The following is a 23,585-nucleotide window of genomic DNA, read 5'->3' as shown; positions in this document are numbered from 1 at the left end:
TAAACTGGGGTTATGCCTCTTGGACCCTATGAAATGATCCTGATAGCCGTGCTGCTGGGGCTGCCGGTGCTGGCTACTGCTGCGCTGGTCCTGCTGCTGCTGCGCGCCCGCAAGACCGACAGCCCCGCCGAGCAGGCCCGCATCCGGGAACTGGAAGACCGGATTCAGGAGCTGGAACAGGCGCAAAAGCGCCGGCGCTAAGGCCGCCGACCGGACTCCAGGGCATCTGCGTCCAGGTCCAGTGGCGGGGCCAGCCAGCCGGCCGCCTCGGCAGCGGGGACCGGACGGCCCAGCAGAAAGCCCTGCACCTTGTCACAGCCCAGGTCGCACAGCAGCGCCAGCTGGTCTTCCGTCTCGACCCCTTCGGCGGTGACCTTGAGGCCCAGCCCGCGTGCGATGGCAGTCACGCCTTCCATCACCACCCGCGCCTCGCGGAACGAAGCGTCCTGCATGGTGCCGGCAAAATCCTGAATAAACGAGCGGTCGATCTTCAGCTGCTCGAACGGAAGCTGCCGCAACAAGCTGAGGCTGGAATAGCCGGTGCCGAAGTCGTCAATGGCAATCCGGATGCCATGCGAGCGCAGCGCTGCGATATGGCGGCCGGCCAAATCCTTGTCGTGCAGCACCAGGCTTTCGGTCAGTTCCAGCACCAGCCGGCTGCCGGGCAGCCCGCATTCTTCCAGCGTCTGTACCACCCGCTCCACGAACTCGGGCTGCTCGAACTGACGCACCGACACGTTGACGGCCATGCTCAGGCCTCGCTGCCCGAAGTCCCAGGTGGCGGCCTGCCGGCAGGCTTCGTGCAGCACCCAGTAGCCCAGTTCCACGATGACCCCGGTTTCCTCGGCCAGTGGAATAAAGGCGGCCGGAGACACCTGCCCCAGGCGGGAGCTGTTCCAGCGCACCAGCGCCTCGTAGCCGGTCAGGTGCCGGCCCGGCAGCTCGAACTGAGGTTGATAATGCAGCGTCAGCTCACCGCCGCTGACCGCCCGCCGCAGCTCGCGCTCCAGCCGGCGGCGTTCCGCCTCGGCCACACTGAGTGCCGGCGTGTAGGCCAGCACCCGGCTCCCGGCGGCCCGCTTGGCCTGGGTCATGGCCAGGTCCACGTTCTGGAACAGCTGCGCTGCGGCAGCGCTGTCGAGCGGAGCCAGCACCGTCGCCACCGACACCCGCAGCTCAATCTGATACGGCTCGATGTTGTAAGACTCCTGCAGGGCACGCAAAATGCGTTCTGCCCGCTGGTTCAGGTCAGCCGCGCCAGCAATGCCGCAGGCCAGCACTGCAAACTCGTCGCCGCTGACCCGGCCGACCAGATCGGTGTCGCCGGCCAGGGCCAGCAGCCGCTGCGCCACCGCCACCAGCACCTGGTCCCCGCTGGCGTAACCGTAGCGGTCATTGATTTCGCGGAAACAGTCCAGGTTGACCAGAATCAGGCCCTTTTCCTCCTGGGGAGCACGCACCTCCAGCAACTGGCTCAGGCGTTCGTGCAACCAGGAGCGGTTCATCAGGCCGGTCAGCTGATCGTGGGTGGCGCGGTAACGCAGCTCAACCTCCGTCTCACGCAAAATCAGGTTGGCCTCGGCCAGTTCGACCCGGCGCAGGCGCTCCACCTCGGCGCGGTGGCGCAGCTCGCCGACCCGCGCCTGCAAGGTCAGCGCTGCGGTGCGGCGCTGCACGTCGCGGGTATGCACAGTCTGTTCCAAATCACGCTGCTCACGGACCAGTTCCAGGGCCTGGCCCAGGTCACCCTGCTGCTCGGCGACACGGGCCAGCATTTCCAGCACCCGGGCCCGGTCATGTGCCCCAAAGCCGGGGTTCAGGTCACACCAGCGCCTCGCCCAGCACGGCAGCGGCCTGCTGAGGATAGCCCTGAGCCAGATACAGCCGGCCCAGCAACAGCCGCAACTCGTTGAGGGTTTCAGAGTTGCCGTAGCCCGCTATCAGGCCGGGGGCCGGCCGCACCATCTCCAGCGCTTCCGGCAGCTGACCGCGGTCCAGCAGCAGTTGCCCCAGCACCGTGCGCGCCCGGCACTCGAAGGGCCGCAGGCCCGTGTCCTGGCACAGTGTCAGCGCCTCGTGGGCGTAGGCCAGCGCCTGCTCTGGGTCCTGATACACCGGCCATTCTTGCGCCAGACAGATCAGCAGGTCGGCCAGATACACCGGGTCGTTCAGCGCCCGCACCGGCGCCAGCAGCTCAGAGTGAATCTCGTAGGCCTGCTCGGTGTGGCCCAGGTACATGTGCAGCGCCGCGATGTTGGTCATCACCCGGCAGCGGGCGCGGTCGTCCTGCAATTCCTGGGCCAGTTTCAGGCTCGCCAGGTAGTATTCCAGCGCCTCGGCGGTCAGGCCGGCCGGGCGGTGGGCCATGCCCAGCAGGTTCAGGCAGCGGCTTTCCAGGGCCCGCGCGCCCAGGCTGCGGGCCAGGGACAGCGCCTGATCGGCGCGGCGAATCGCGGACGGATAGTCACACTGGAAAAAGCCACAGAGGCCCAGCAGGCACAGCACCTCAGCTTCCAGGTCGCGGTGGCCAGCGGCACGAGCCTCAGCCAGCATGCTTTCCAGCGTGGCCTGAGCCAGCGCGGGATCGCCTTGATGCAGCGTTCTGTCCAGTTCGGCCAGAGCGGTGCGCAGGGCATCAGGGGAAGCAAAGATCACGAAAATCATATTAAACGGTTTGGCACAGCAAAAAGCGCAACTTTGCGCCATCCGAGCTGCCGGAGCACTTCTCTGTCAGCAACGCCGCGGCGGCCACCCCGCCGGTGCCGCTATACTCGCGGTTATGACCGCGCCAGACTCCACCACTCCTCCACTGACCACGGCGGACATCCGCCGCAAATTCCTGGAATTCTTTCAGAGCAAGGGGCACCTGATTCTGCCGGGCCACTCGGTGATCGCCCCCGACCCCACCACCATGTTCACGGTGGCCGGCATGCAGCAGTTCAAGCCGCAGTTCATGGGCGCGCCGGCCGTGTTCAGCCAGGGCGAAAGCAAGCGCGTGACCACCGCGCAAAAATGCGTGCGAATGGACGACATCGAGAACGTGGGCCGCACCCGGCGCCACCTCAGCCTGTTCGAGATGATGGGCAACTTCTCGTTTGGCGACTACTTCAAGCGCGATACCATCGCCTGGGCCTGGGAATTTCTGACCAGCCCCGAGTGGATGGGCTTTGACCGTGACCGATTGTACGTGACCATCTATGTGGACGACGATGAAGCTTTCGGGTACTGGACCGAGGATCACGGGCTGCCGGCCGACCACATTCACCGCTTCGGCGCCGACGAGAACTTCTGGCCGGCCGACGCGCCTCTGCAGGGCCCCAACGGCCCCTGCGGTCCCTGCAGCGAGATTTACTACGACCGTGGCCCCAAGTACGGCGACGACACCTGGGCCGACTACGCCGAGACCCGTGAGAGCGCCCGCTTTCTGGAAGTGTGGAACCTGGTGTTCCCCGAGTTCGACCGCCAGGGTCTGGACGAGAACGGCGAGCCGGTGCTGGCCCCGCTGCCGTTCAAGAACATCGATACCGGCATGGGACTGGAACGGGTTGCCAGCGTGGTGCAGGACGTGCCCGACTTCTACACCAACGACGTGTTCGCGCCGCTGATCGAGAAGATCGCGGAGCTGAGCGGCCGGCCCTACGAGGGCGAGCAGAGCGTGTCACACCGGGTGATTGCCGAACATGCCCGCTCGGTAAGCATGGTGATCGCGGACGGCGTGGCCCTCAGCAACACCGGCCGCGGCTACGTGGTCCGCAAGGTGCTGCGCCGCGCCAGCCGGCACGCCTACCTGCTGGGCCTGACCGAGCCGAGCATCTATCAGCTGGTGCCGCTGGTGGTGGAGCGCATGAAAGACGGCTACCCCGAACTGGTGACCGAGCAGGGCCGGGTGCAGGCCGCCATTCTGGCCGAGGAAGAACGTTTCCTGCGGACCCTGGAAGGCGGCATGCAGCGCCTGAACGGCCTGCTGGAGAGCCTGGGAGACGAAAAGGTGCTAAGCGGCGAGGACGCCTTTACTCTGTACGATACCTACGGCTTCCCGCTGGACCTGACCCAGGAGATTGCCGCCGAGCACGGCGTGGATGTGGACGTAACCGGCTACGAGGTCGCGCTGGAACGCGCCCAGGAAACCGCCCGCGCCGGCAGCAAGTTCGGCAAGTCGGAGCTGTTCGACGCCGGCGCCGAAGCGGTGCAGAATCTGCCGCAGACCGAATTCGTAGGCTATGACCTGCTGGACGCCGAGGGCGAAGTGCTGGCCGTGCTGGAGGGCGAAGGCGGCACTCACCGGACCGTGGTGCTGGACCGTACCCCCTTTTACGCCGAGGGCGGCGGCGAGGTGGGCGACACCGGCCGGCTGGAATGGACCAACGCGGCGGGCGAACGCGGTGAGGGCCGGGTCCTGAACACCCACAAGGTGGGCGGTGTCTTCCTGCACGAGGTGGACGTGCTCAGCGGCGAACTGAGCCAGGGCCAGCGGGTGCGCGGCGTAGTGGGCCCCGAGCGGGCCGCCATTCAGCGCCATCACACCGCCACCCACCTGCTGCACGCGGCGCTGCGGGCTGTGCTGGGCAGCGGGGTGCGGCAGGCCGGTTCGCTGGTGGCCCCAGGCCGGTTGCGCTTTGACTTTACCCATGCGGCGGCCCTCAGCGCCGAGGAACTGGCCGCGGTGGAAACCCTGGTCAGCCGCTGGGTCAGCGCCAACTTCCCGGTTCACTGGCAGGAAATGCCGATTGAGGCGGCCAAGGCCGCCGGCGCCACTGCCCTGTTCGGCGAGAAATACGGCGACACGGTACGGGTGGTCAACGTGGAAGGTGACGTGGATTACCAGGGCGCGGCGGTCCATTCGATGGAGCTGTGCGGCGGGGCACATGTGCGCCGCACCGGCGATATCGGCGCGTTTGTGCTGCTCAGCGACGAGAACGTGGCGGCCGGCGTGCGCCGTATCGAGGCGCTGGCCGGTGAAGCCGCCACCGCCTGGGTGCGCGGGCAACTGGGGCAGCTGGGCCGGGCGGCCAACCTGCTGAATACCGGCAGCGAGGGCCTGGAAGACCGCATCTCCGGGTTGCAGGGCCAGCTGCGCGGCGCAGAAAAGGAAGTGGTACAGCTCAAGCAGCAGCTGGCCGAAGCCCAGATGGGTGGCGGCAGCGCCGGCGGGGACATCCGCGAGCTGGGCGGCTACCGGGTGGCCGCCGTGCGCCTGAGCGGCGTGGAAGGTGGAGCCCTGCGCGGCGCGGCCGACAAGCTGCTGGAGAGCAGCGGCGCCGACCTGGTGGTGGTGGCCAGCGACAGCGGTCTGGTGGTCAAGGCCAGCAAGGACGCAGTCGCCAGAGGTGCCCACGCCGGGCAACTGATCGGCCGGCTGGCCGCGGCCGGCGGCGGCAAGGGCGGCGGCCGCCCCGACATGGCGCAGGCCGGCGTGCAGAACGCTGACGCGGCGCTGGCGGCCCTGGAAAGCGCGCTGGGCTGAGCCCCGGCTTCTGATTAACCTTCAGCGCGAGCCCCAGCCGCCGGCAAGCTTTTTCCCAGCTGCCGGCGGCTGGGCTGTTCTCTGTCTTCCTGCTTACCGGTGCCCCTCCTCAATCACGTCCACGGCACCGGGGCAGATACTCTATCCTGCTCTTCAGGATGAGGCGAAATTCACAGCCGCAGGAGCGGATTCAGCGACTGATTACCGCCGGGCGCTGGCTGTGTAATCGCTCCAGCCAGCAGGCTTACCGCTTTGCTCGGCAGGCCGTATCCGAGGCAGAGCAGGGCGGCGATGAGGCCCGGCCGCTGCTGGCGCAGGCGCTGAACCTGCTGGGCACCATCGAGATTGACCTGGGGCAGCAGGGCGCGGCGCGCTCCAGCTTTCGCCGCGCCCGCGAGGAAGCGCTGCGGCTGGGCGACGCCGGGCTGCAAATCAAGGTCGCCAACAACATGGCGCTGCTGCACCACACCGCCGGCGAATGGCACAGCGCGGCGCAGCAGTTTCTGCTGGCCCAGACACTCAGCCGCCGCAGCGAGGTGCAGGTGCCCCCAGCGCTGGCCAGTATTGTGCAGGCCAATCTGGCGAACCTGCACAGCCGCTGGGGCGACCCGGAGCGCACCCTGCACCTGATTGATGCCTATCATCTGCTGGACGACCCGGCCGAAATCGTGCGGGCACACGCTCAGCTGGGCCATGTCAACGCGCATCTGATGCTGGCCGAGCAGTGCCAGCGGCTGGAGCGACTGGACGACCGCGAGCAGCATTTGCAGCAAGCTGAGGCAGCCCTAAACCGCTTTCCTGGCCTACCGGAGACCGAGTTCTCATACTACAGCGGGCGCCGTGATCTGGAAGCACAGCTGCTGGCACAGCGGGGCGAAGCCGACCGGGCCAGCGACCTGCTGCGTGAGGCGCTGGCCCGGCTGCGCGGGCAATTCATGGACGGCGAAATTGACCTGCAGCTGCAACTGAGCCGGCTGTTGCTGCAACGTTCAGGGCAAGATGCACAGGCGCCAAACACCGGTGAACTGGGCGCCGCGCAGCAGGAAGCCGAGAACCTGCTGCAAGCCGCCCTGACCCTGATGGACCGCTGGGGCAAACACTACCTGCGGCTGGAAGCACTGGAACTGCTGGCCAGTCTCTACGAACAGCAGGGCCGGATGGCCGAGGCCCTGGCGGTCATGCACCGGATCACGGCGGAACTGCGGGCCCAGGCCGCCTGGCCGTCTCCCAGTGCCGAGCTCTCGCCCACCCCCAGCGACCTGCTGGCCGGCAGCAGCACGCCGCAGACCGAGTGGCAACAGCGCCTGCAACTGGCCGAGGACCTGGCCCGCCAGGACGCCCTGACCGGCACTGTCAATCGCCGAGGCGCCGACGAAGCACTGCCGGGGTTGTTGCAGCAGCAGCGGCCGCCCGCGCATCTGCTGCACCTGATGCTGATTGACCTGGACCATTTCAAGCAGGTCAACGACAACCACTCGCACGCGATGGGCGACCGGGTGCTGTGTTCGCTGGCCGGACTGCTGCAGGACGTGGCAGGACTGGACGCCTTGACGGCCCGCTACGGCGGTGAGGAATTTCTGGTGGCCCTGAGCGGCGCCCGGCGTCAGGAAGCCCGCCGGGTGGCCGAGCAGATTCGGCTGCGGACCATGGGCCTTTCCTGGGAGGGATCACCGGTGCAGGTCACCGTCAGCGTGGGGCTGACCACCGCCGCCCCGCACGACACGGTCAGCTCGCTGCTGGCCCGCGCCGACGAGGCCCTGTACCGCGCCAAACACAGCGGGCGGAACCGGGTGGTGGAACTGCCCCCCGGCGCCTGACGTGCTCTGGGCCGCAGACGCTAGCATCTGTGGCATGACCCTGACGCTCGCTGCACTCGTGATCGGACTGCTGGCCGGAATCCTGGGCGCCATCCTGGGACTGGGCGGCGGCGTGGTGGTCGTGCCGGCCCTCAGCCTGGCTTCGGACGCACTGGGTCATCCGCTGCCTATCGCCGCGACCATCGCCGTCAGTCAGGTGGGGGTGCTGGCGGTGGGCCTCAGCGGCGCGGCCGGCTACCTGGAGCGCGGGCTGGTACGGACACGCACCGGTTACCTCTATGCTCCGCTGACCATTGCCGGCGGCGTGATCGGCAGCCTGCTGGGGCTGGTGCTGCCGGCCAAAGCGGTGGCGACCGTGTTTGCAGGGCTGCTGCTCTACTCAGCCTACAAGCTGCTGCGCGGCGGGCGCCGGGTGGAAGAAGGCGGGGCCGCCAGCCCCTGGGCCGCGCCGGGCATGGGCTTCGCCGGCATCATGAGCGGGCTGCTGGGCATCGGCGGCGGCACGGTGCAGGTGCCGGTGATGAACCTGCTGGGCGGACTGCCGCTGCGCGAAGCCATCGCCACCTCCACCTTCATTATGGGCCTGACAGCGGTGGGCAACACCCTGATTTACCAGGCCGGCGGGCTGCTGGACCCGGCGCTGGCCTGCGCCATCGCGCTGGGGGTACTGTTCGGTGCCCGCGCCGGCGCCGGGCTGCAGGAAAAAATCCCGGCGACGCAGCTCAAGACCATCTTCGCGGCGCTGCTGCTGCTCACGGCCGCGCAGCTGCTGTGGAAATACTGGCTCTGACCCGCAGCCGGGCCTGTGTGCTGGGTGCCAAGTCTCAGGCCCGGCGCTCCCCTATACTTGCGCGCGTGGAAAGAATCATGTTTCGCGCCAAAATTCACCGCGCCACCGTGACCCAGGCCGACCTGGACTACGTAGGCAGCGTGACCATTGATCAGGACCTGCTGGACGCCGCCGACATCCTCCCAGGTGAAAAGGTGGATATCTGGAACATCACCAACGGCAACCGCCTGCACACCTACGCCCTCAGCGGTGCGCGCGGCAGCGGTGTGATCGGCATCAACGGGGCCGCCGCCCATCTGGTGAGTCCGGGCGACCTGGTCATCATTGCCGCTTTCGGCAACTACAGCGAGGAAGAAGCCCGCAGCCTGACCCCGAAAGTGGTACTGGTAGACGAAAAGAACCGGCTGCTGCAACAGGAGGAAGCCGGAAAGAAATAAGACTAAACTGTGAGCTGCCGGGGCGTTTTGGCCCTGCCGGAAAAATGACCGCATGGTAAGGTGATAGGAATGAAAAGTAAGTATGCTCTGGCCATGATCGTGTTGCTGCTGCTGGGTATCGGTGGCTCGGTGCTCGGGTACCGTACGGCGGTCGGCAAAGTAGAAGCCAAGGAACACCCGAAAACCAGTGCCCCCGAAAAGCCGGCGGCCGGCGGCGAAACTGCGGCCACAGCAGGCGACCAGCAGGCCGCTACCCCGCCTTCCGGCGGCCAGGAACCCACCCCGGCCAAGCCTGAAGACGGCACCCAGCAGGGTCAGACTGCTGAAGGCGGCCAGGACTCGCCCGGCGCCGACACCAAGCAGGAAGCCGACGCCACCACGGCCGCCACGGCCACCGGCGACGCCAATGCCGGCCACACGACTTTCTCCAGCACCTGTGGCGGTTGCCACGGCGCCGACGGCCAGGGCGGTGTCGGCCCGGCCATGACCAAGGACGCCACCGGCTGGTCACAGCCCGAATTCTTCTCCACGGTGCGCGAAGGCAACTCGCCGCGTGGTGAGCTGGCCGCCATGATGCCCCGTTTCGCCAAGGAACAGGTTTCCGATGACGACCTGAACAACATCTACGCCTGGGTTCAGTCGCTGAAGTAAGCTCGCCCGCGTCCCCAGCCACGCTACCAAGGCCTACCGCAAATGCGGTGGGCCTTTTTTGTGCGCTGTCAGCTGCTGGTCCCGAATTAGTGCGGCGGGACCGGCAGCGCCACAAGTGCGGCGGCCAGCGCCTGCATGCCCTCTTGCAAGCGTGGCCCGGGTCGGCCCAGACCGCTTTCAGGAATGCAGACCACGGCGGCGCCCAACCCGCGTGCCTCCATCACCTCGGGGCGCAGCTTCCGCACACCACACCATGAGCAGGTCATCAGGTCGGGAGCGGCGGCCCAGACTTCTTCCAGGGTCAGGGGGCTGCTGCGGCCGGGCCGCTGTGCAAAAGCGTTCTCGGCACCCAGAGCGGCCAGCAGGTGCGTGACCCACGAGTCGCGGGTGGCCGCGATGATCGGCCGCGGCCACCATTCCACCATCACCCGGGGGGGACGGGGCCAGGCGGCCAGGGCTTGCCGGCTTTGCTGGCCCAGCGCCGCCAACTCGGCCAGAAAACGCTGGGCTTCTTCTTCTCCGCGCTCCGGGCAACCGGCCGCCTGCGCCACCTGCCGGATGTCGCCAGCAATGTCCTGCGGGGTGATGGGGTCCAGCACCAGCACCGGCAGCCCCGCTTCCCGGACCTGCTGCACCACTCGCTCCAGCCCAGGCACGCTCAGGCTGGCCAGCACCAGATCCGGCCTGGCCGCTGCCAGCGCCGCCACATCAATCTGCTGATCGGGGCCCAGCCGCACGGCACGCTCCAGTCCAGGCGTATCGGAATGGCTGTCGACTGCCACCACCTGCTCCAGCAGGCCCAACCGGTCCAGAATCTCGGTGTTGCTGCACACCAGCGAGGCCAGGCGCAGCGGCTCGCCGCGCCCCACCGTTTCAGAAGAAGGCATGCGGCAGTCTAGAGCACCGGCCGCTGGCCCAGGGGAGGAGGCCTCCGCAGCCCACCCTATGGCACAATGGAGCGACGATGAAGCCCTCTGCGGGACATTCTGCGGGACAGCCGCCAGCAGCAACGCGGGCCGGGCAGGGCGGCGGTGATACACTCAGTGCCGTGTTTGCCCAGGCTCTTCCCCTTCTGACAGCGCTGCTGGCTGTCGGGGTAATGGGCTACGCGGCCGCCGAGGGCAATCAGGCCCTGATGGCCGCCTCGGCGGTGCTGCTGGCGGCACTGACCACCGCCCTGAGCGGACTGGTGCGCTGGATTGACCTGATCGCTTATCCGGTCGCTTTTCTGGGGTTTATGGCGCTGTTTCCCCAGCAGCTGCAGTTGGAAGACCTGCTGACGGCCGCCCTGATCCTGATGGGCCTGTTCCTGATCATCTACCGCGAGCAGCTGAATATCAGCGAGTTGCACTGGCAGCAGCGCACTGTGGGCGCCCTGCGCAGCGGCAGCGAACGGCTGGCGCAGGCGCAGACGGCAGAGCAGGTGATCGAGGCCGGGACCGAGATGATTCACGAGCTGGGGCTGGCGCCCAACCTGGCGTACCTGGCCTACCGGGGCGGCAGCCCGCAGATTCTGGCGGCCCGCGGCGCCTTCGAGCCTTTTCTGCGGCAGCCGATTTTCCCCAGTCACAACGACAGCCGCTCGGTGCAGGCTGACCACTGGGTGGTGGAAGAGGCACTGGTACGGCTGCCGCGCGAGCAGCGAGGGCGCTATCTGGCGGTGCCGGTCAGCAACCGCGACACCCAGCACCTGGGCACCATCGTGCTGGCCCGCCCCGGCGCCGCCGACTTTCAGTCGGATAACCTGGGCGTGCTGGAGTCGTTTACCCGGCTGATGGGCGCGCAGTTGGGGCAATTCGCGGCCATTGACGAGCTGCGGGAAGCGCAGGACCTCAGCCTCAAGGCGCTGGGCGGCACCCTGGAGCAGCGCGACGACGAAACCGGCGGCCACACCGGCCGGGTGGTGGAACTCAGCCTGCAACTGGGCCGGGCACTGGGCTTCAGCGAGGCCCGGCTGACGTCTCTGCGCTGGGGTGCTTACCTGCACGACCTGGGCAAAATCGCCATTCCCGATTCGATTCTGCACAAGCCTGGCATGCTGACCCCGGCCGAGCGCAAGGTGATGGAGACGCATACCCGGGTGGGCTACGACCTGCTGCAAAACCTGCACTTCCTGCCGACCGAGACGCTGGATCTGGTGCGTTATCACCACGAGAAATGGGACGGCAGCGGCTACCCGGCGGGCTTACGCGGCACCGAGATTCCCGAAACGGCGCGGGTGTTCAGCATCGTGGATGTCTATGACGCGCTGACCAGCGAGCGGCCCTACAAGGACGCCTGGAGCCAGCAGCAGGCCCTCTCGGAAATCAGAAAGCAGGCCGGCCAGCACTTTGACCCGCACTATGTGGACGTGTTCGTGCGAATGCTGCAGGAAGAAGGCGCCGGCAGCCTGCTGGAACAGTGAGCGAACCCGGTGACCAGTTCCTCCCTGCCCCTGCCAGACAAGTGCAGGAACAACAGCAGCTGCGGCAACAGGCTCAGGCGCTGGTGGCCGAGTTGGCACAGAGCCCGCAGCACAGCCCCGAATTCCGCCGGCTGGTAGCCTCGCTCCAGGCGCTGGGACAGACGGCCCAGATCCGCGCAGCACGCGCTGGCCGCTCGGCGCTGCCGCCAGTGGCCGCCGGCCAGGCCCAGGCGCTGGCAGAGTTGCGGCAACTGGTGGCACAACTGCAGCCGCCCCGGCGGGGACCATTGGCGCGGCTGCTGGGCCGCCGCCCTGCCCTGGGCCCCACGCCGGAAGCCTACGCGGAGGTGGCTGCCCGCAGTGGGCCGCTGCTGGAGCAGCTTTACCGCAGTCAGGACGAGCTGCGCCGGCAGCAGGCCACCCTGGGCGGCGAGCTTGACCGGCTGGCGGCTGGCCAGGCCGAACTGGAACGGGCGCTGGCCCTGGCCACTGAGCTGGACCAGCTGTTGAGTGCCAGCCTGCCGGAGCTGGAAGCCCGGCAGCCGCTGCACGCCGCCGCCGTGCGCGACGAGGCGCTCTACGCGGTCCGGGGCCAGCGCACCGACCTGAGTACTGCCCTGGCCACCGCCGCGCAGGCCCGGCTGGCGCTGGACCTGACCCGCCAGCAGGCGGCGGGGCTGGACGAACAGCTGGGACGAGCGGCGGCCGGAGTGGTCACGGCACTGAAGCTGGCCCGGCGTGCCTCGCAGGCCGCAGCGCAGCGGGCCGCCGCCGCGGAGGCCGGCGAGCAGCTGAAAGGCGCTCAACAGCGCCTGGAAACCGCCGCCAGCCTGGATGACCTCAATGCAGCACTGAGGCAGGCTTATGCCGCGCTGGACGACCTGGAACAGCTGGACCATGAGGCCCGAACCTCGCGGTAGCCTTCTTACTTAGTGGCCGGGTCAGCCGGCCAGTTCGCAGCGCAGCATCACGGTGGCCGGCTCCGGGACAAAGCCCAGTGCCCGGTTAACCGCCAGCATCGGGGCGTTGCCGGCATGGTTGGACGTGTGGGCCGTATGTGCGCCGCGCTGCTGTGCCGCCCGCAGGGCTGCCACCTTCAGGGCAAGCGCCACGCCCCGGCCCTGCCACTGCGGTTCCACGCCGGTCAGGCCGGTGTGCAGCACGCCGGGCTCCAGTTCCAGAAACAGCTCGGTGAGGCCCACCCACTCGCCCTGCGGCGTCACCGCCAGGAGCAGGCCACGCGAGTCTATCTTCTGCCCCACCCGCGCCATCCAGACCTCAAACGGCCAGGGCTGCAGGGCGGCCTGCCCCGGCACATCCGCCAACCGCGAGGCGATCAACGCATACAGCCGCCGCGCCTCGGCCCCCCCGAACTCGCGCCCGGCCAGTTCCTCGGCCAGCGAGCGGACCCGCAGCCCGGCCTGCCCGGCCCGTCGCTCACGTGCCGCGAACATGCTGGGCTGGAAAGCTGTCAGGTCCAGGGTGCTGCCGAACATCCGGTCATACTCACAGAAGCCGGCGGCCTGATAGGCGGCCAGCTCGGGGCGGTCCTCCTGCACACGGGTGATGACCGTACTGGCTCCGGCCACCTGTGCCTCTTCCAGCCCGGCCCGCAGCAGCGCCGGCAACAGCGCGGGCTCCCGGCTGCCCACCAGCAGGTTCAGCCAGCCGGGTTGGTTTTCGGTGCGGGGAAAGTCCAGCGTATGCAGCTCGGCCGGCTCACCCCCGCGCATGGCCCAGAGGCGGCCACCATATTCACCAGGGCGGCGCTCACAGTCACGCTGGCGCAGAGTCTCCGCGCTCGCTGCACGGTCAGGGCGCCAGGCGGCCAGCGCCTGCGCGAAAGCGTCCAGGTCGGTCACAGGCAGCAGGGTGAAGTCGGCCATCACCCCACTGTATCTGCCCCGTTGTCACAGTTGGAACCGCTGCGGAGACATTGCCCCGGCGGTGCATTACCCTGAAGCATGACCCCCGCTGCGCCGCCCACCACCGCTTTCGGCTCCTTCCTGCCCGGCGACCGCGTGCTGGACTACCGCATCCGCCCGCTGTACCCGCAGACACCTGCGCTGAGCGGCCCGGCCTTCACGGTGCGGCTGGAGCCCGGCTGCAACCTGATGCTGCACGCGGCCATCTACCACGCGCCGGCCGGGTCGGTGCTGGTGGTGCAGTCGCCGGACCTGCGCCACGCGGTGGCCGGGGGCAACGTGTGCCTGACCGCGCAGCAAAACGGGATTGCCGGCATGGTGATTAACGGGATGATTCGTGACCGCGCCGAGATCGAGGCCGCCGGTTTCCCGGTCTATGCGCTGGGCACTACCCCTATTCCCGGCAGCAAGGACCCGCGCGGCGACTGGCAGCAGCCGGTTCAGTGCGGCGGCGTCACGGTGCATCCTGGCGACTGGCTGGTGGCCGACAGCGAAGGCATTCTGTGCCTGCCGGCCGATCAGGCCCCGGCACTTCTGGAACGGGCGCGGCAGGCCGAGGCCAAGGAAGCGGCGCAGTCGCTGGCAGACTGGCAAGCCGACCACCGCCGCAAGGTGGACGCCGCCCTGGCCCGCCGCGGGGGCAGCTGAGTTCCACTGTCCTGGAGGCAAGCAGCAGGGGGATGGATGAGGCGACGCCCAAGGCTCTCTATCCGGGCATGACCTAGACTGCGGCCATGCAAACAGCGCTGATAGCCACGCTGGCACTCGTCCTCGGCGGTGCTGGCGCTCCGGCAGGCACGCCTTCTGTTCCCGTGTCCGCCTCGCCGGTTGCTCCAGCGGCGGCCGCACGGCCGGTGGTGCAGGTGCCGCTCCATTTTCAAGAAGGCTGCCGGGGGGGCAGCGACTCCGTGGTCTGCTCCAGCAGCGAAGCGGCGCTCTCGGCAGAGCAGGTCACAGCACTGGCAGGGCTGTTTGGGCTGGCGGTCAGGTTCCGTCCGGCACAGGCCGGTGAAGAGGGGCCATTTCTGGACCTCAGCGTGACCACGGGCCGCATTGGGCTGACGGGAATCGGCACCGGTCCCAGATTCAAGCAGGGCGGCAAAGCCTACTACTCGGCCAGCACCATACTGGGTTTTACCGCGCAGGTGACGGACGGAGCGTACTTCACTGCAACCCCGCAGCTGTCCCTGCATACGGGCCGAGCCACACTGAATATGGGACCGGTCAGCCCGCAGCGGCAGCGCGAATTCTTCTCCGGACTGGCCGCTTCCGCAGCCGGAATTCTGTTGCAGCCGCTGCTGAATAGGCCGCTCTCATGTGACGCGCCAGATGTGTGTCATTATCCCGGCATCTCCACTTACGTTTGGGGCGGGCACCCCCAGCGCATCCAGACCGGGCTGCCAGCAGGCGAAGTGGCTCTGCTGGTGATGACCGGGCAGGGCCTGGGGCCAGAGCAGACGCCCGGTATCATCACTGCCGCCAGCCTGGTGCAGCCGGGCGGTTGGGCCACTTTCTATCTGCCGCAGGCCCCGGCGCAGCTGGTCACCGACCCCGCCCGGATCACGCTGCAGCCGCAGGACGCCGGCAATGCGCTGCTGGTGCGGCTGACCGGTACGCCGCTGGATCAGCTGGCGGGGCGGGGCATCGTCAGGGGCGCGGCCCTCCCCCGCTGAGCGGCGGCCAGCCTTGCGGGGCAGTCCAGTCTGTTCCCTGCTGCACCGGCTTTTCCTGCGCTGCGCCCTATACTGCGGGGCATGACCAAAACCGACCTGACCGAGCCAGCGACGCAAGATAATCCGTTGCTGGACATCAAATTCCAGATTCCCTTCGACCAGCTCAAACCCGAGCATGCCAAGCCCGCCATCGACACCCTGTTGGAGCAGACCCGCGCGGCACTGCAGCAACTGTCCCAGGCCGGCGAGGGTGACTACGCCGGCTTTACCGACGAACTGGACCGCCTGACCCGCGAGCTGGACACCGCACGCAGCGTGGTGAGCCACATGGACAGCGTGATGGCGACCGACGAGTGGCGCGCCGCCGAGGAAGCCATTTTGCCGGGCGTGACCGAGTTCTACACGTCGCTGGGACTGGACGCCGGGCTGTGGCAGGCGCTGAAAGCCTACGCCGCGACGCCGGCCGCACAGGAACTGGACCCGGTGCGGGCCCGCTTCCTGAAGTTGACCATGGACGAGTTCCGCCGGGGCGGCGCCGACCTGCCGGACGACCAGAAAGCCCGGTTGCAGCAGCTGAACACCGAGCTGGCACAGACCACCAACCAATTCAGCAAGAACGTGCTGGACTCGATTGCCGCCTATGAGCTGTACGTGCCGGCCGAGCGTCTGGCCGGGGTGCCGCAGCGGGTGCAGGACGCCACCCGCGCCGACGCCGAAGCGCGCGGCAAAGAGGGCCACCGCCTGACCCTACACGCCCCGACCCTGCAGCCTCTTCTGGTTTACGCCGACGACCGCGAGCTGCGCCGCGAGCTGTGGCAGGCCAACACCCTGGTGGGCCAGCAGCCGGGCCGCGACAACCGGCCCCTGATTCGCCGCATCCTGCAGCTGCGCCGCGAGCGGGCCGAGCTGCTGGGCTACCGCAACTTTGCCGACCTGGTGCTGGAAGACCGCATGGCCGGGTCCGGTCAGGCGGCCCTGAACTTCGAGCGCGACCTGGAAGCCAAGACCCGCCCCGCCTGGGAACGCGAGAACGCCGAGCTGGAAGCCTACTACCGCAGCCGGGCCGGCGCAGACGCCCCAGCGCTGGAACACTGGGACATTCCCTACTGGGCCGAGAAACAGCGCCAGGAAAAGTACGACTTTGACGAAGAAGAGCTGCGCCCCTACTTCGAGCTGAGCAGCGTGCTGAGCGGCCTGTTCGAGATCGTGCACCGGGTGTACGGCATCACGGTCAAAGAAGCCCAGGCCCCCGGCTGGCACCCCGACGTGCGCTACTACGACATCTTTGCGGAAGGCGGCGAACATATCGCCAGCTTCTACACCGACTGGTTCCCCCGCGACACCAAGCGCGGCGGTGCCTGGATGAACGCCTTCGTGACCGGCGGCCCCGATATTGACGCACAGGGCGGCCAGATCTTCAGCCCTCACCTGGGCCTGATGTGCGGCAACATGACCCCTCCCGGCAAGGACACGCCGGCACTGCTGTCGCTGCGCGAGGTAGAGACGGTCTTTCACGAGTTCGGGCACCTGCTGCACCATGCCCTGAGCCGGGTGGAAGTCCGCTCGCTCAGCGGCACCAACGTGGCCTGGGACTTCGTGGAGCTGCCCAGCCAGCTGATGGAAAACTGGGTCTGGCAGCGTGAAGCGCTGGACCTGTTCGCACGGCACTACCAGACCGGCGAACGCATCCCCGATGATCTCTTCCGCAAGATGCTGGCCGCCCGCAACTACCGCGCCGCCAACCTGGCGATGCGGCAGTATTCTTTCGGCCTGACCGACCTGAGCCTGCACGTGGAATACGACCCCGGCAGTGAACAGGACCCGGTGGCCTACGCCCGCGAAACCATGCAACGCTTCCATGACCTGCCGCTGCCGGAGAACTACGCGATGGTGGCGCAGTTCGGGCACCTGTTTGCCGACCCGGTCGGTTACGGCGCCGGCTACTACTCCTACAAGTGGGCCGAAGTGCTGGATGCCGACGCTTTCTCGCGCTTCGAGCAGGAAGGCATCTTCAACCGGGACACCGGCCGCGAATTCGTGGACCGGCTGCTGGGCCAGGGCGGCAGCGCCGATCCCGCCGTGCTGTACCGCAACTTCATGGGCCGCGACCCCGACCCGGAAGCCCTGCTGCGCCGCAGCGGCCTGCTGCCTTGAGCCGGAGCCGAATAAGAGAGCGCCGCTAAACAAAGGGGCCGCCGGAGAGCTTGATGCTTCCTGGCGGCCCTTCTTTCTTCTTGAGCCTCAATCTTCAGCCCAGCCGCGCTTTCCAGTCTTTTTTCAGGGCAGCGTATTCCCCGTGGGCCTCGGCCTGGTCCCATTTCGCCTTGAAAATGCGGGCTGCTTCGGCCTTGACCGGGTCCTCGGGCTGGCGGGGCAGCTCGGCGCGGCCGTGCGCACCCGACTGGCCTTTTTTGTCATCCGGCACCGGGCCATCGTACTTTTTGCCGCCCTTGTGGTTGGCGTAGCGGCGGGCGCGGGTAAAGCCCATCTGCAGAAACTTACGGGCCATGTCGGCGCCCACGAAGTCACCCTGCGCCAGATAGTCCAGGAACATGGCGTAAATCTGCTCGCTGCTCTCGCGGGCCTTGTCGGGCGTGGCGAAGCGCCAGTACGGCAAAATCTCGGCCTTGTACGGCTGCACCAGCAGCACGCCCTGTTCGCCCTTTCCGACCCGGTACAGCTCCGGCTGCTCGCGCAGGTCCAGCCCGGCGTAGTGCAGGTCGTAATCGAAGTCGCGGTCCGACTTTTTCTGCGGTCCCTTGGAAATTCGTTTCTGGTCAGCGTCAGCCACCCTGCTCCTCCACATCACTGATGAACTCCAGCAGCGAGCCGTCCGGATCACGGAAATACACGCTCTGGCCCATGCCTTTCGCGCCTGGCCGCCTCACCGGGCAGGAAATAATTTCTACGCCCCGCGCCGTGAGGTGAGCCTGAGCCCCGGCCACTGGGCCAGGCCACTCGAAGCACAGGTCCGAATTCCCCGGCTGCACCGGCAGGCGGGCCACCTCCTGCACGCTCAGGCCCGGCCCATGCACATTCAGCTGCTGTTCGACGGTGCGGTAGGCGAAGCCGGCCCCATTCGCTCTCACCTCCGCCCCCAAAACCTCAGCGTAAAAGTGGTTGGAGACCTCCCAGCTGGTCACATGGATAACGGCATGGTCCAATCTCAGCATCTCGTCTCCCCTATCCAGGCCTGGCCCACGCCGGTAGGCGGGCCTGACCTACTCTGCCGCTTAGCGGTGACGCTGCATGTACTCGTCGTCCATCATCGCCTGAAGCATCCAGCGAATCTTGTCGGTGGTAGCGGCGTAGCCGTTGTACATATCGGCGGTGGCGGGGTCGTCGTTCTCGTCGGCGGTAAGGCTGTCGTCGCGGAAGCCCTTGCTCACGCGGGTCAGGTCAGTGACCAGATCCTGCACCTGGGCGTAGGCGTCGCGCACGGTTTCGGTAGGCACCTGCACCACGCTGTAGCGGTCCAGGTCGCTGGGGGCCGCCACCGGGCTGCCGCCCAGGGCCACCAGCCGCTCGGCCAGCTCGTCGATGGCGGGGAAGAATTCCGCGATGAATTCGTCGTAGGCGGGGTGCAGGTCGCGGAAGTAGCGGCCGCGAATATCCCAGTGGTACTTCTTGAACTTCAGGTAGAGACTGATGGTGGTGGCGAGGTTCCGCTGCAGGGTTTCGGCCACCGCGCCAAACTGCTCTTCCGAGAGGTAGTTGTGGTCTACCAGCTGGTTATTCTGAACTTCGAGGTGCGCGGCGTCGGTCTCAGTAGGCTGAGCGGCGGCCGGCTGGGCCTGAGAAGCCTGAGCCTTTTTGGGTTGCGCCTTACCCGCGTGGGCTTTGTCAGGCTGAGCTTTGGTCGCGCTGGTCTTGCTGGCCGGCTTCTTGGTGTCCTTCTTCACTTTCGTCATGCGGTCAGGATACGCTCCACAGCAGCCGGTTCTCCACGGCCTGCGCGGTGACGGCCCCCTGGGTCAAGAACTCCTTAAGGTGGGCCGCGACCACGGCGCGGTTAAGCAGCAGCGGGCCCATTTGCGCCATCTGAACGCCCGCCCGCTGGGCCACCCGGGCCAACAGCTCGTCCACGCCGGCCGCTCCCTGGCTCACAGCGTCCAGCACCCATCCGGTGGTCTGCTGATACGAGGCCACGTTCTGCTCGGCCAGCGCGGCCAGCGCGGAAGACGGGGCGCCATGCCCCACCAGCACGGTGCCAATGCCAGCAAGCTCGCCCAGCGCGCGGGCCGACGCTTTCTGGGCGGCGGAATCGGCGCAGAAGGTCAGGGGGTGCTTGGCGAGGGCTTCCGGCCCGAACAGGGCGTCGGCAGCGTACAGCACGTCACCAGCCCGCACGGCGAACATCTGCGCGGCGTGTCCGGACACGTCCAGCAGCTCCACCTCGGCCCCGCCCAAGACATGCCGGCCCGCTTCCAGTGGCTGCGCGGGCGAGGCCGGGGCCAGCAGAAACTTGGTGTTCAGCTCATCGGGCGGCAAGGCGCCGTACAGCGACAGCGGCTCCAGCACCGGATAGCGGATGATAGCCGCTTCCAGCGGCGGCGCGTAGACTGGCAGGTCCGGAAACTTTTTCAGGATGTGGGCGTTACCACCGTGGTGGTCGGTGTGGCTGTGGGTGTTCAGGACAGCGCTGGGGGTCAGGCCCTCAGCGGCCAGCCCCCGCAGCAGCTTGCGCGCCTGGGCGTCGTCCAGCCCGGTGTCCACAATCAGGGCGTTGCCGGCGCCGTCATCAACCACCACGCTGGACACGGCGCCGCCCAGCCACCACACCCGGTCCGAAATCCGCTGCAAGGCCATAGTTCAGTGTAAAGGCAAAGAGAGAGGGCAGGAGCAGTCCCCGGCCGCCTCTGCCCTCTTTTTTTGCCTCTGTCTTCCCTTAGCAGGCAGACAGCTCCTGCATCAGTTGCTGTGCAGCACGTTCATGATGTCGCCGTCCTGCATCACGTACTCCTTGCCTTCGGTGCGGACCCAGCCTTTGGCCTTGGCGCCGGCCCAGCCACCAGCCTCCACCATCTTCTCCCACTCGATGACCTCGGCGCGGATAAAGCCGTTTTCCAGGTCGGTGTGGATCTCGCCGGCTGCTTCAGGGGCCTTTTCGCCACGGCGAATGGTCCAGGCGCGCACTTCCTTCTCGCCGGAGGTGATGAAGGTGATCAGCCCCAGGGTGTCGTAGCCCACCTTGACCAGCTGATCGAGGCCCGATTCCTGCACCCCCAGCTCCTGCAGGAACTCGCGGGCTTCCTCTTCAGGCATCTCGGCCAGCTCGCCCTCGATCTGGGCGCTGATTTTGACGACCTGGGCGCCCTCACGCTCAGCGTACTCGCGCACGGCCTGCACATGGGCGTTGTCTTCCAGTAGTTCGTCCTCGCCCACGTTCGCCACATAAATGACCGGCTTGGTGGTGATCAGCCCGAAATCCTTGGGCACCGGCATGTCGTAGCTGCCGGCGCGGGCCGGCTTGCCCTCACTCAGCACCGCGATGATCTGCTCGGCCAGCGAGGCCAGGGCCGCCGCTTCCTTGTCATTGCCCTTGGCCTTGCGCTGCAGGCCCACCAACCGCTTTTCCAGGCCACCCAGATCGGCCAGGATCAGCTCGGTGTTGATGGTTTCGATGTCGTCGAGGGGGTCCACCCGGCCCGACACGTGAATCACGTTATCGTCTTCAAAGCAGCGCACCACATGGGCGATGGCGTCCACCTCACGGATATTGGCCAGGAACTGGTTGCCCAGGCCTTCGCCCTGGCTGGCGCCCTTGACCAGCCCGGCAATGTCCACAAACTCCACATAGGTGGGAATAATCGGCGGCACCCGGTCACCCTTGGTAAAGACCTGGCTCAGCGCGCTGAGGCGCTCGTCGGGCACGGTCACGCGGCCCACGTTGGGCTCGATGGTGGCGAAAGGATAGTTGGCCGCCAGCGCGGTGGCGCGGGTGATGGCGTTGAACAGGGTGGATTTTCCGACGTTGGGCAACCCCACGATACCTACGGCGAGGTTAGGCATAGTAGTTCTCCTGCGCGTTGTTGACAGACTTCTTCATAACTGTTCAGTGTATCAGGGCAGCGGGATTTGGACGTAGATGACCTCGCCGGCCACTCACACCGGGGGTGAAGCTGACTGACTCAGAACTTGCACCTGAATAGGCGGACAAAAAGCGCTCCCAGAGCTGAAATTCTGGAAGTGTGTACAAACAGGTTTCAGGGGAGCGCGCCCATATTCTCTCACAGCGGATTCTGGACATTCCAGAGACGCTGTACCAACGGCGAAGCCTGGAGGCTTCGCTGCACCTTTTCCACAGTCCAGGTCAGAAGACCAAGTTCAGCCAGGCTGAGGGAGTCAGTCCCAGTGCACTGAGTCGCTTCTTCAACGTCTATGACTGGGATTCAGACCGCTGCCGGGAAGAGATGCAGGACTTCCAGTGGCGCATCCTGCTGGATACAGCTCGTCACAAACGTAGACCTCGAATGCGGCTCAGCGTGGATCTGACCACGGTGGAAAAGGTGGGAACTCAGCTGCCCTATGTCAGTGTCTACAACGGCAGGCACGGCATCCATCTGGTGGTCTTGTTCGCCGAATATGGGGAACTGAAGTTCCCCATTTCCTACCGGGTGTACCAGGGCAAGCACACCAGCACGCCCGTCACGCTGGCCCTCGACTTGCTGGAAGAGGTGCCAGACTTCGTGGGGAAACGCTTTCAGGTCTGCGTACTGGCAGACAGTGGATTCGAATCCGCTGTCTTTCTGGACGGTGTGCAGCGCCTGGGTTTTGAGTTCGTGGTGGGTGTGCGGAGCAACCGGCGCACGGACCATCCTGGGCGGGTGACGGTGGCGGATTGTCCGCATGGGGGGTACGTTAACCTCGCCAACTGGCCTCTGGAAACGCTGTCTCTGGGGAGGATGGACCGTGGGGACCGCGAAGAATTCGCGGTGTCGTCTGAGCTGTTAGAGGGGGATGACATCCTGGCCGAAGGAAAACGGCGCTGGGCACTGGAGTCGTTTTTCAAAGAAGGGAAGCATCAGTTTGGGTTGGCGCAGTTCGCGCTGCGAACTGCCAGGGGTCTGGACCGCTGGATTTTGATGGTCTTTCTAGCCTTCACCCTGACGACGCTGCACCGCTCAGAGGCCCTGACCTTGAAGGAAGCTGCACGCTTGGCTCTCTACGCCTTGTTCCCAGGAGTCAGGCTCAACCACCTGCTGGGCCAGCTTCGGAAAGAGCAAGAATTCCTGCGCCAGCACGGCTATTCGCTCAGCTATGCAAGGTGCAACTTATGAGCTAGAAGTAGCTGAGGCGATGAATGCTCAAGGCGCTGAGGCATACGTAGTGCAAGGGGATGGCTGGACAATAATCCAGAACGGCATGGGCAGAAGATCAAGGGATTGCCGGTGCTGGGAGATATTTCCTGGCTAGCGAACCATCCTGGCGTGGCCGTCCATGTCGCCATCGGTTCGCCTGCTGTGCGGTACCGGGTGGTTCGGCAAATTGAAGCTCTGGGGCCACGCGAGTTTGCCACTCTGATCCACCCCGGAGCGCATATAGGCCGCCATGTTCGCATCGGCGCAGGCAGCATTGTTTGTGCCGGGGCCAGTATCACCACGGACGTGCAGACTGGCCGTCATAACCTGATCAATAACCAGGCAGCCGTAGCCCATGACGTTATGCTAGGAGACTTTGTTACCGTAGCCCCCAACGCCACTTTAAGCGGCAATGTGCAGGTGGGTGACGGCGTGGACTTCGGTACTGGAGCCATAGCCATCCAAGGCCTGCAGATTGGTGAGTGGTCCATTGTGGGAGCTGGCGCTGTGTTGATCAGCGACCTGCCGGGCAACTGCACAGCGGTAGGTGTGCCTGTGCGGCCCATCAAGTACCGAGAAGCCGGTTGGCACGAGTAACCCTCTTACAATCTGACCAACACCAGGGATCAGCCCGGCGCCGGGTTTTTCTGGTAACAGCATCCCCGGCGCGGTAGCTCTGGACCTACTGATGGTCTTCGGGCGCTACGCCACCACCGGACAGCTGGACGAAGAGATTCTCGTGAGCCTGAACTCAGCGTCCTGATCACATACTCTATGCGCGAGCAGGTACACGGTTTCTGGAAGCGCAACGGCCTGTCGGTAACCCTGTTCCTGATGTTCGCTGCCGCGTGGCTGATGCACCTGTTCAGCTCCTGGAAGGACGCCGCGCAGGAGGCGCAGGCCAAAGGTGAAGGCGCCCTCAGCCTGCTGCAGTTCATGCAGGAGCCGGAGTTTTGGTTCGACTCGAACCAGAACTGGCAGAGCGAATTTCTGGCCGTCGCCTCCATCGTGCTGCTGTCCATTTTCCTGCGGCAGATCGGCTCGGCGCAGTCCAAGGGCGTCACCGAGCCCAACAGCAAGACCGGCGCCTGAGGGCAGCCGGGGCGCGGGACCACCAGGCAGG

Annotated in this window: 23 protein-coding genes; 14 read left to right on the top strand and 9 right to left on the bottom strand. The window is 66.6% G+C overall.

Annotation, left to right across the window (positions count from 1 at the left end; all coding sequences use genetic code 11):
• The first annotated feature begins 12 nt into the window (after nt 1–12).
• Complete coding sequence (locus OCI36_RS03265; RefSeq protein ID WP_261663653.1) at nt 13–201, top strand: hypothetical protein; 189 nt, start codon at nt 13–15, stop codon at nt 199–201.
• Here OCI36_RS03265 and OCI36_RS03260 read toward each other — a convergent pair.
• Nucleotides 198–1,775 carry a putative bifunctional diguanylate cyclase/phosphodiesterase gene (locus OCI36_RS03260; protein WP_261663652.1) on the bottom strand — a complete coding sequence of 526 codons (1,578 nt, stop codon included), beginning with the start codon at nt 1,773–1,775 and terminating at the stop codon, nt 198–200. The two genes, OCI36_RS03265 and OCI36_RS03260, sit on opposite strands and share 4 nt — an antisense overlap.
• A 46-nt stretch (nt 1,776–1,821) precedes the next feature.
• The gene (locus OCI36_RS03255) at nt 1,822–2,655 is read right to left on the bottom strand and encodes a hypothetical protein (protein ID WP_261663650.1); all 834 of its coding nucleotides are present in this window, start codon (nt 2,653–2,655) and stop codon (nt 1,822–1,824) included.
• Between the two features lie 124 nt (nt 2,656–2,779).
• On the opposite strand from OCI36_RS03255, the gene alaS reads away from it, so the two are divergent.
• The 5 genes from alaS to OCI36_RS03230 all read left to right on the top strand — a co-directional run bounded on the left by alaS (nt 2,780) and on the right by OCI36_RS03230 (nt 9,159).
• Complete coding sequence (alaS, locus tag OCI36_RS03250; RefSeq protein ID WP_261663649.1) at nt 2,780–5,464, top strand: alanine--tRNA ligase; 2,685 nt, start codon at nt 2,780–2,782, stop codon at nt 5,462–5,464.
• A gap of 158 nt (nt 5,465–5,622) precedes the next feature.
• On the top strand, nt 5,623–7,281 hold the full coding sequence (locus OCI36_RS03245) for a GGDEF domain-containing protein (protein ID WP_261663648.1): 1,659 nt from the start codon (nt 5,623–5,625) through the stop codon (nt 7,279–7,281).
• A 34-nt stretch (nt 7,282–7,315) separates the two neighbouring features.
• A complete protein-coding gene (locus OCI36_RS03240) occupies nt 7,316–8,071 on the top strand; it encodes a sulfite exporter TauE/SafE family protein (protein ID WP_261663647.1) in 756 nt (251 codons plus the stop codon).
• Between the two features lie 65 nt (nt 8,072–8,136).
• Entirely contained in the window at nt 8,137–8,508 is a 372-nt protein-coding gene (panD, locus tag OCI36_RS03235) for an aspartate 1-decarboxylase (protein WP_261663646.1), read from the top strand.
• A gap of 69 nt (nt 8,509–8,577) precedes the next feature.
• Entirely contained in the window at nt 8,578–9,159 is a 582-nt protein-coding gene (locus OCI36_RS03230; protein WP_261663645.1) for a c-type cytochrome, read from the top strand.
• Nucleotides 9,160–9,245: 86 nt separating this feature from the next.
• Here the strand turns inward: OCI36_RS03230 and OCI36_RS03225 are convergent, their stop codons facing one another.
• Nucleotides 9,246–10,046 carry a helical backbone metal receptor gene (locus OCI36_RS03225; protein ID WP_261663644.1) on the bottom strand — a complete coding sequence of 267 codons (801 nt, stop codon included), beginning with the start codon at nt 10,044–10,046 and terminating at the stop codon, nt 9,246–9,248.
• A 161-nt stretch (nt 10,047–10,207) separates the two neighbouring features.
• On the opposite strand from OCI36_RS03225, the gene OCI36_RS03220 reads away from it, so the two are divergent.
• The gene (locus OCI36_RS03220) at nt 10,208–11,563 is read left to right on the top strand and encodes an HD-GYP domain-containing protein (protein ID WP_261663643.1); all 1,356 of its coding nucleotides are present in this window, start codon (nt 10,208–10,210) and stop codon (nt 11,561–11,563) included.
• Nucleotides 11,560–12,483, top strand: a complete 924-nt coding sequence (locus OCI36_RS03215; protein WP_261663642.1) for a toxic anion resistance protein — start codon at nt 11,560–11,562, stop codon at nt 12,481–12,483. The genes OCI36_RS03220 and OCI36_RS03215 overlap by 4 nt, the downstream gene beginning before the upstream one ends.
• Before the next feature lie 21 nt (nt 12,484–12,504).
• Here OCI36_RS03215 and OCI36_RS03210 read toward each other — a convergent pair whose 3' ends face one another.
• Complete coding sequence (locus OCI36_RS03210) at nt 12,505–13,449, bottom strand: GNAT family N-acetyltransferase (protein WP_261663641.1); 945 nt, start codon at nt 13,447–13,449, stop codon at nt 12,505–12,507.
• A 78-nt stretch (nt 13,450–13,527) separates the two neighbouring features.
• Here OCI36_RS03210 and OCI36_RS03205 point away from each other — a divergent pair, with 78 nt between their 5' ends.
• The 3 genes from OCI36_RS03205 (at nt 13,528) to OCI36_RS03195 (ending at nt 17,315) form a co-directional block, all read left to right on the top strand.
• The gene (locus OCI36_RS03205; RefSeq protein WP_261663640.1) at nt 13,528–14,136 is read left to right on the top strand and encodes an RraA family protein; all 609 of its coding nucleotides are present in this window, start codon (nt 13,528–13,530) and stop codon (nt 14,134–14,136) included.
• A gap of 86 nt (nt 14,137–14,222) precedes the next feature.
• Nucleotides 14,223–15,161 (top strand): hypothetical protein, encoded by a 939-nt coding sequence (locus OCI36_RS03200; RefSeq protein WP_261663639.1) that lies wholly within the window; start codon nt 14,223–14,225, stop codon nt 15,159–15,161.
• Between the two features lie 81 nt (nt 15,162–15,242).
• A complete protein-coding gene (locus tag OCI36_RS03195) occupies nt 15,243–17,315 on the top strand; it encodes a M3 family metallopeptidase (RefSeq protein ID WP_261663638.1) in 2,073 nt (690 codons plus the stop codon).
• Between the two features lie 94 nt (nt 17,316–17,409).
• Here the strand turns inward: OCI36_RS03195 and OCI36_RS03190 are convergent, their stop codons facing one another.
• The 5 genes from OCI36_RS03190 to ychF form a co-directional block, all read right to left on the bottom strand.
• Nucleotides 17,410–17,952, bottom strand: coding sequence for a DUF4385 domain-containing protein (locus OCI36_RS03190; protein WP_261663637.1), 543 nt, complete (start codon nt 17,950–17,952; stop codon nt 17,410–17,412).
• On the bottom strand, nt 17,945–18,334 hold the full coding sequence (locus OCI36_RS03185; protein WP_261663636.1) for a VOC family virulence protein: 390 nt from the start codon (nt 18,332–18,334) through the stop codon (nt 17,945–17,947). The genes OCI36_RS03190 and OCI36_RS03185 overlap by 8 nt, the downstream gene beginning before the upstream one ends.
• Nucleotides 18,335–18,394: 60 nt before the next feature.
• Complete coding sequence (locus OCI36_RS03180; protein ID WP_261663635.1) at nt 18,395–19,072, bottom strand: Dps family protein; 678 nt, start codon at nt 19,070–19,072, stop codon at nt 18,395–18,397.
• A gap of 4 nt (nt 19,073–19,076) precedes the next feature.
• Nucleotides 19,077–19,970 (bottom strand): MBL fold metallo-hydrolase, encoded by an 894-nt coding sequence (locus OCI36_RS03175; protein WP_261663634.1) that lies wholly within the window; start codon nt 19,968–19,970, stop codon nt 19,077–19,079.
• Nucleotides 19,971–20,072: 102 nt separating this feature from the next.
• On the bottom strand, nt 20,073–21,173 hold the full coding sequence (gene ychF, locus OCI36_RS03170) for a redox-regulated ATPase YchF (protein ID WP_261663633.1): 1,101 nt from the start codon (nt 21,171–21,173) through the stop codon (nt 20,073–20,075).
• Between the two features lie 179 nt (nt 21,174–21,352).
• Here ychF and OCI36_RS03165 point away from each other — a divergent pair, with 179 nt between their 5' ends.
• The 3 genes from OCI36_RS03165 (at nt 21,353) to OCI36_RS03155 (ending at nt 23,554) form a co-directional block, all read left to right on the top strand.
• Nucleotides 21,353–22,441, top strand: a complete 1,089-nt coding sequence (locus OCI36_RS03165) for a transposase (protein ID WP_261663632.1) — start codon at nt 21,353–21,355, stop codon at nt 22,439–22,441.
• 42 nt (nt 22,442–22,483) lie between these two features.
• A complete protein-coding gene (locus OCI36_RS03160) occupies nt 22,484–23,059 on the top strand; it encodes an acetyltransferase (RefSeq protein WP_315941252.1) in 576 nt (191 codons plus the stop codon).
• Nucleotides 23,060–23,236: 177 nt separating this feature from the next.
• The gene (locus tag OCI36_RS03155; RefSeq protein ID WP_261663631.1) at nt 23,237–23,554 is read left to right on the top strand and encodes a DUF6766 family protein; all 318 of its coding nucleotides are present in this window, start codon (nt 23,237–23,239) and stop codon (nt 23,552–23,554) included.
• The last annotated feature ends 31 nt before the right edge of the window (nt 23,555–23,585 follow it).

It is taken from the genome of Deinococcus sp. Marseille-Q6407 (assembly GCF_946848805.1).
Classification (GTDB): domain Bacteria; phylum Deinococcota; class Deinococci; order Deinococcales; family Deinococcaceae; genus Deinococcus.
This window is presented reverse-complemented; position numbering and strand designations above follow the sequence as displayed.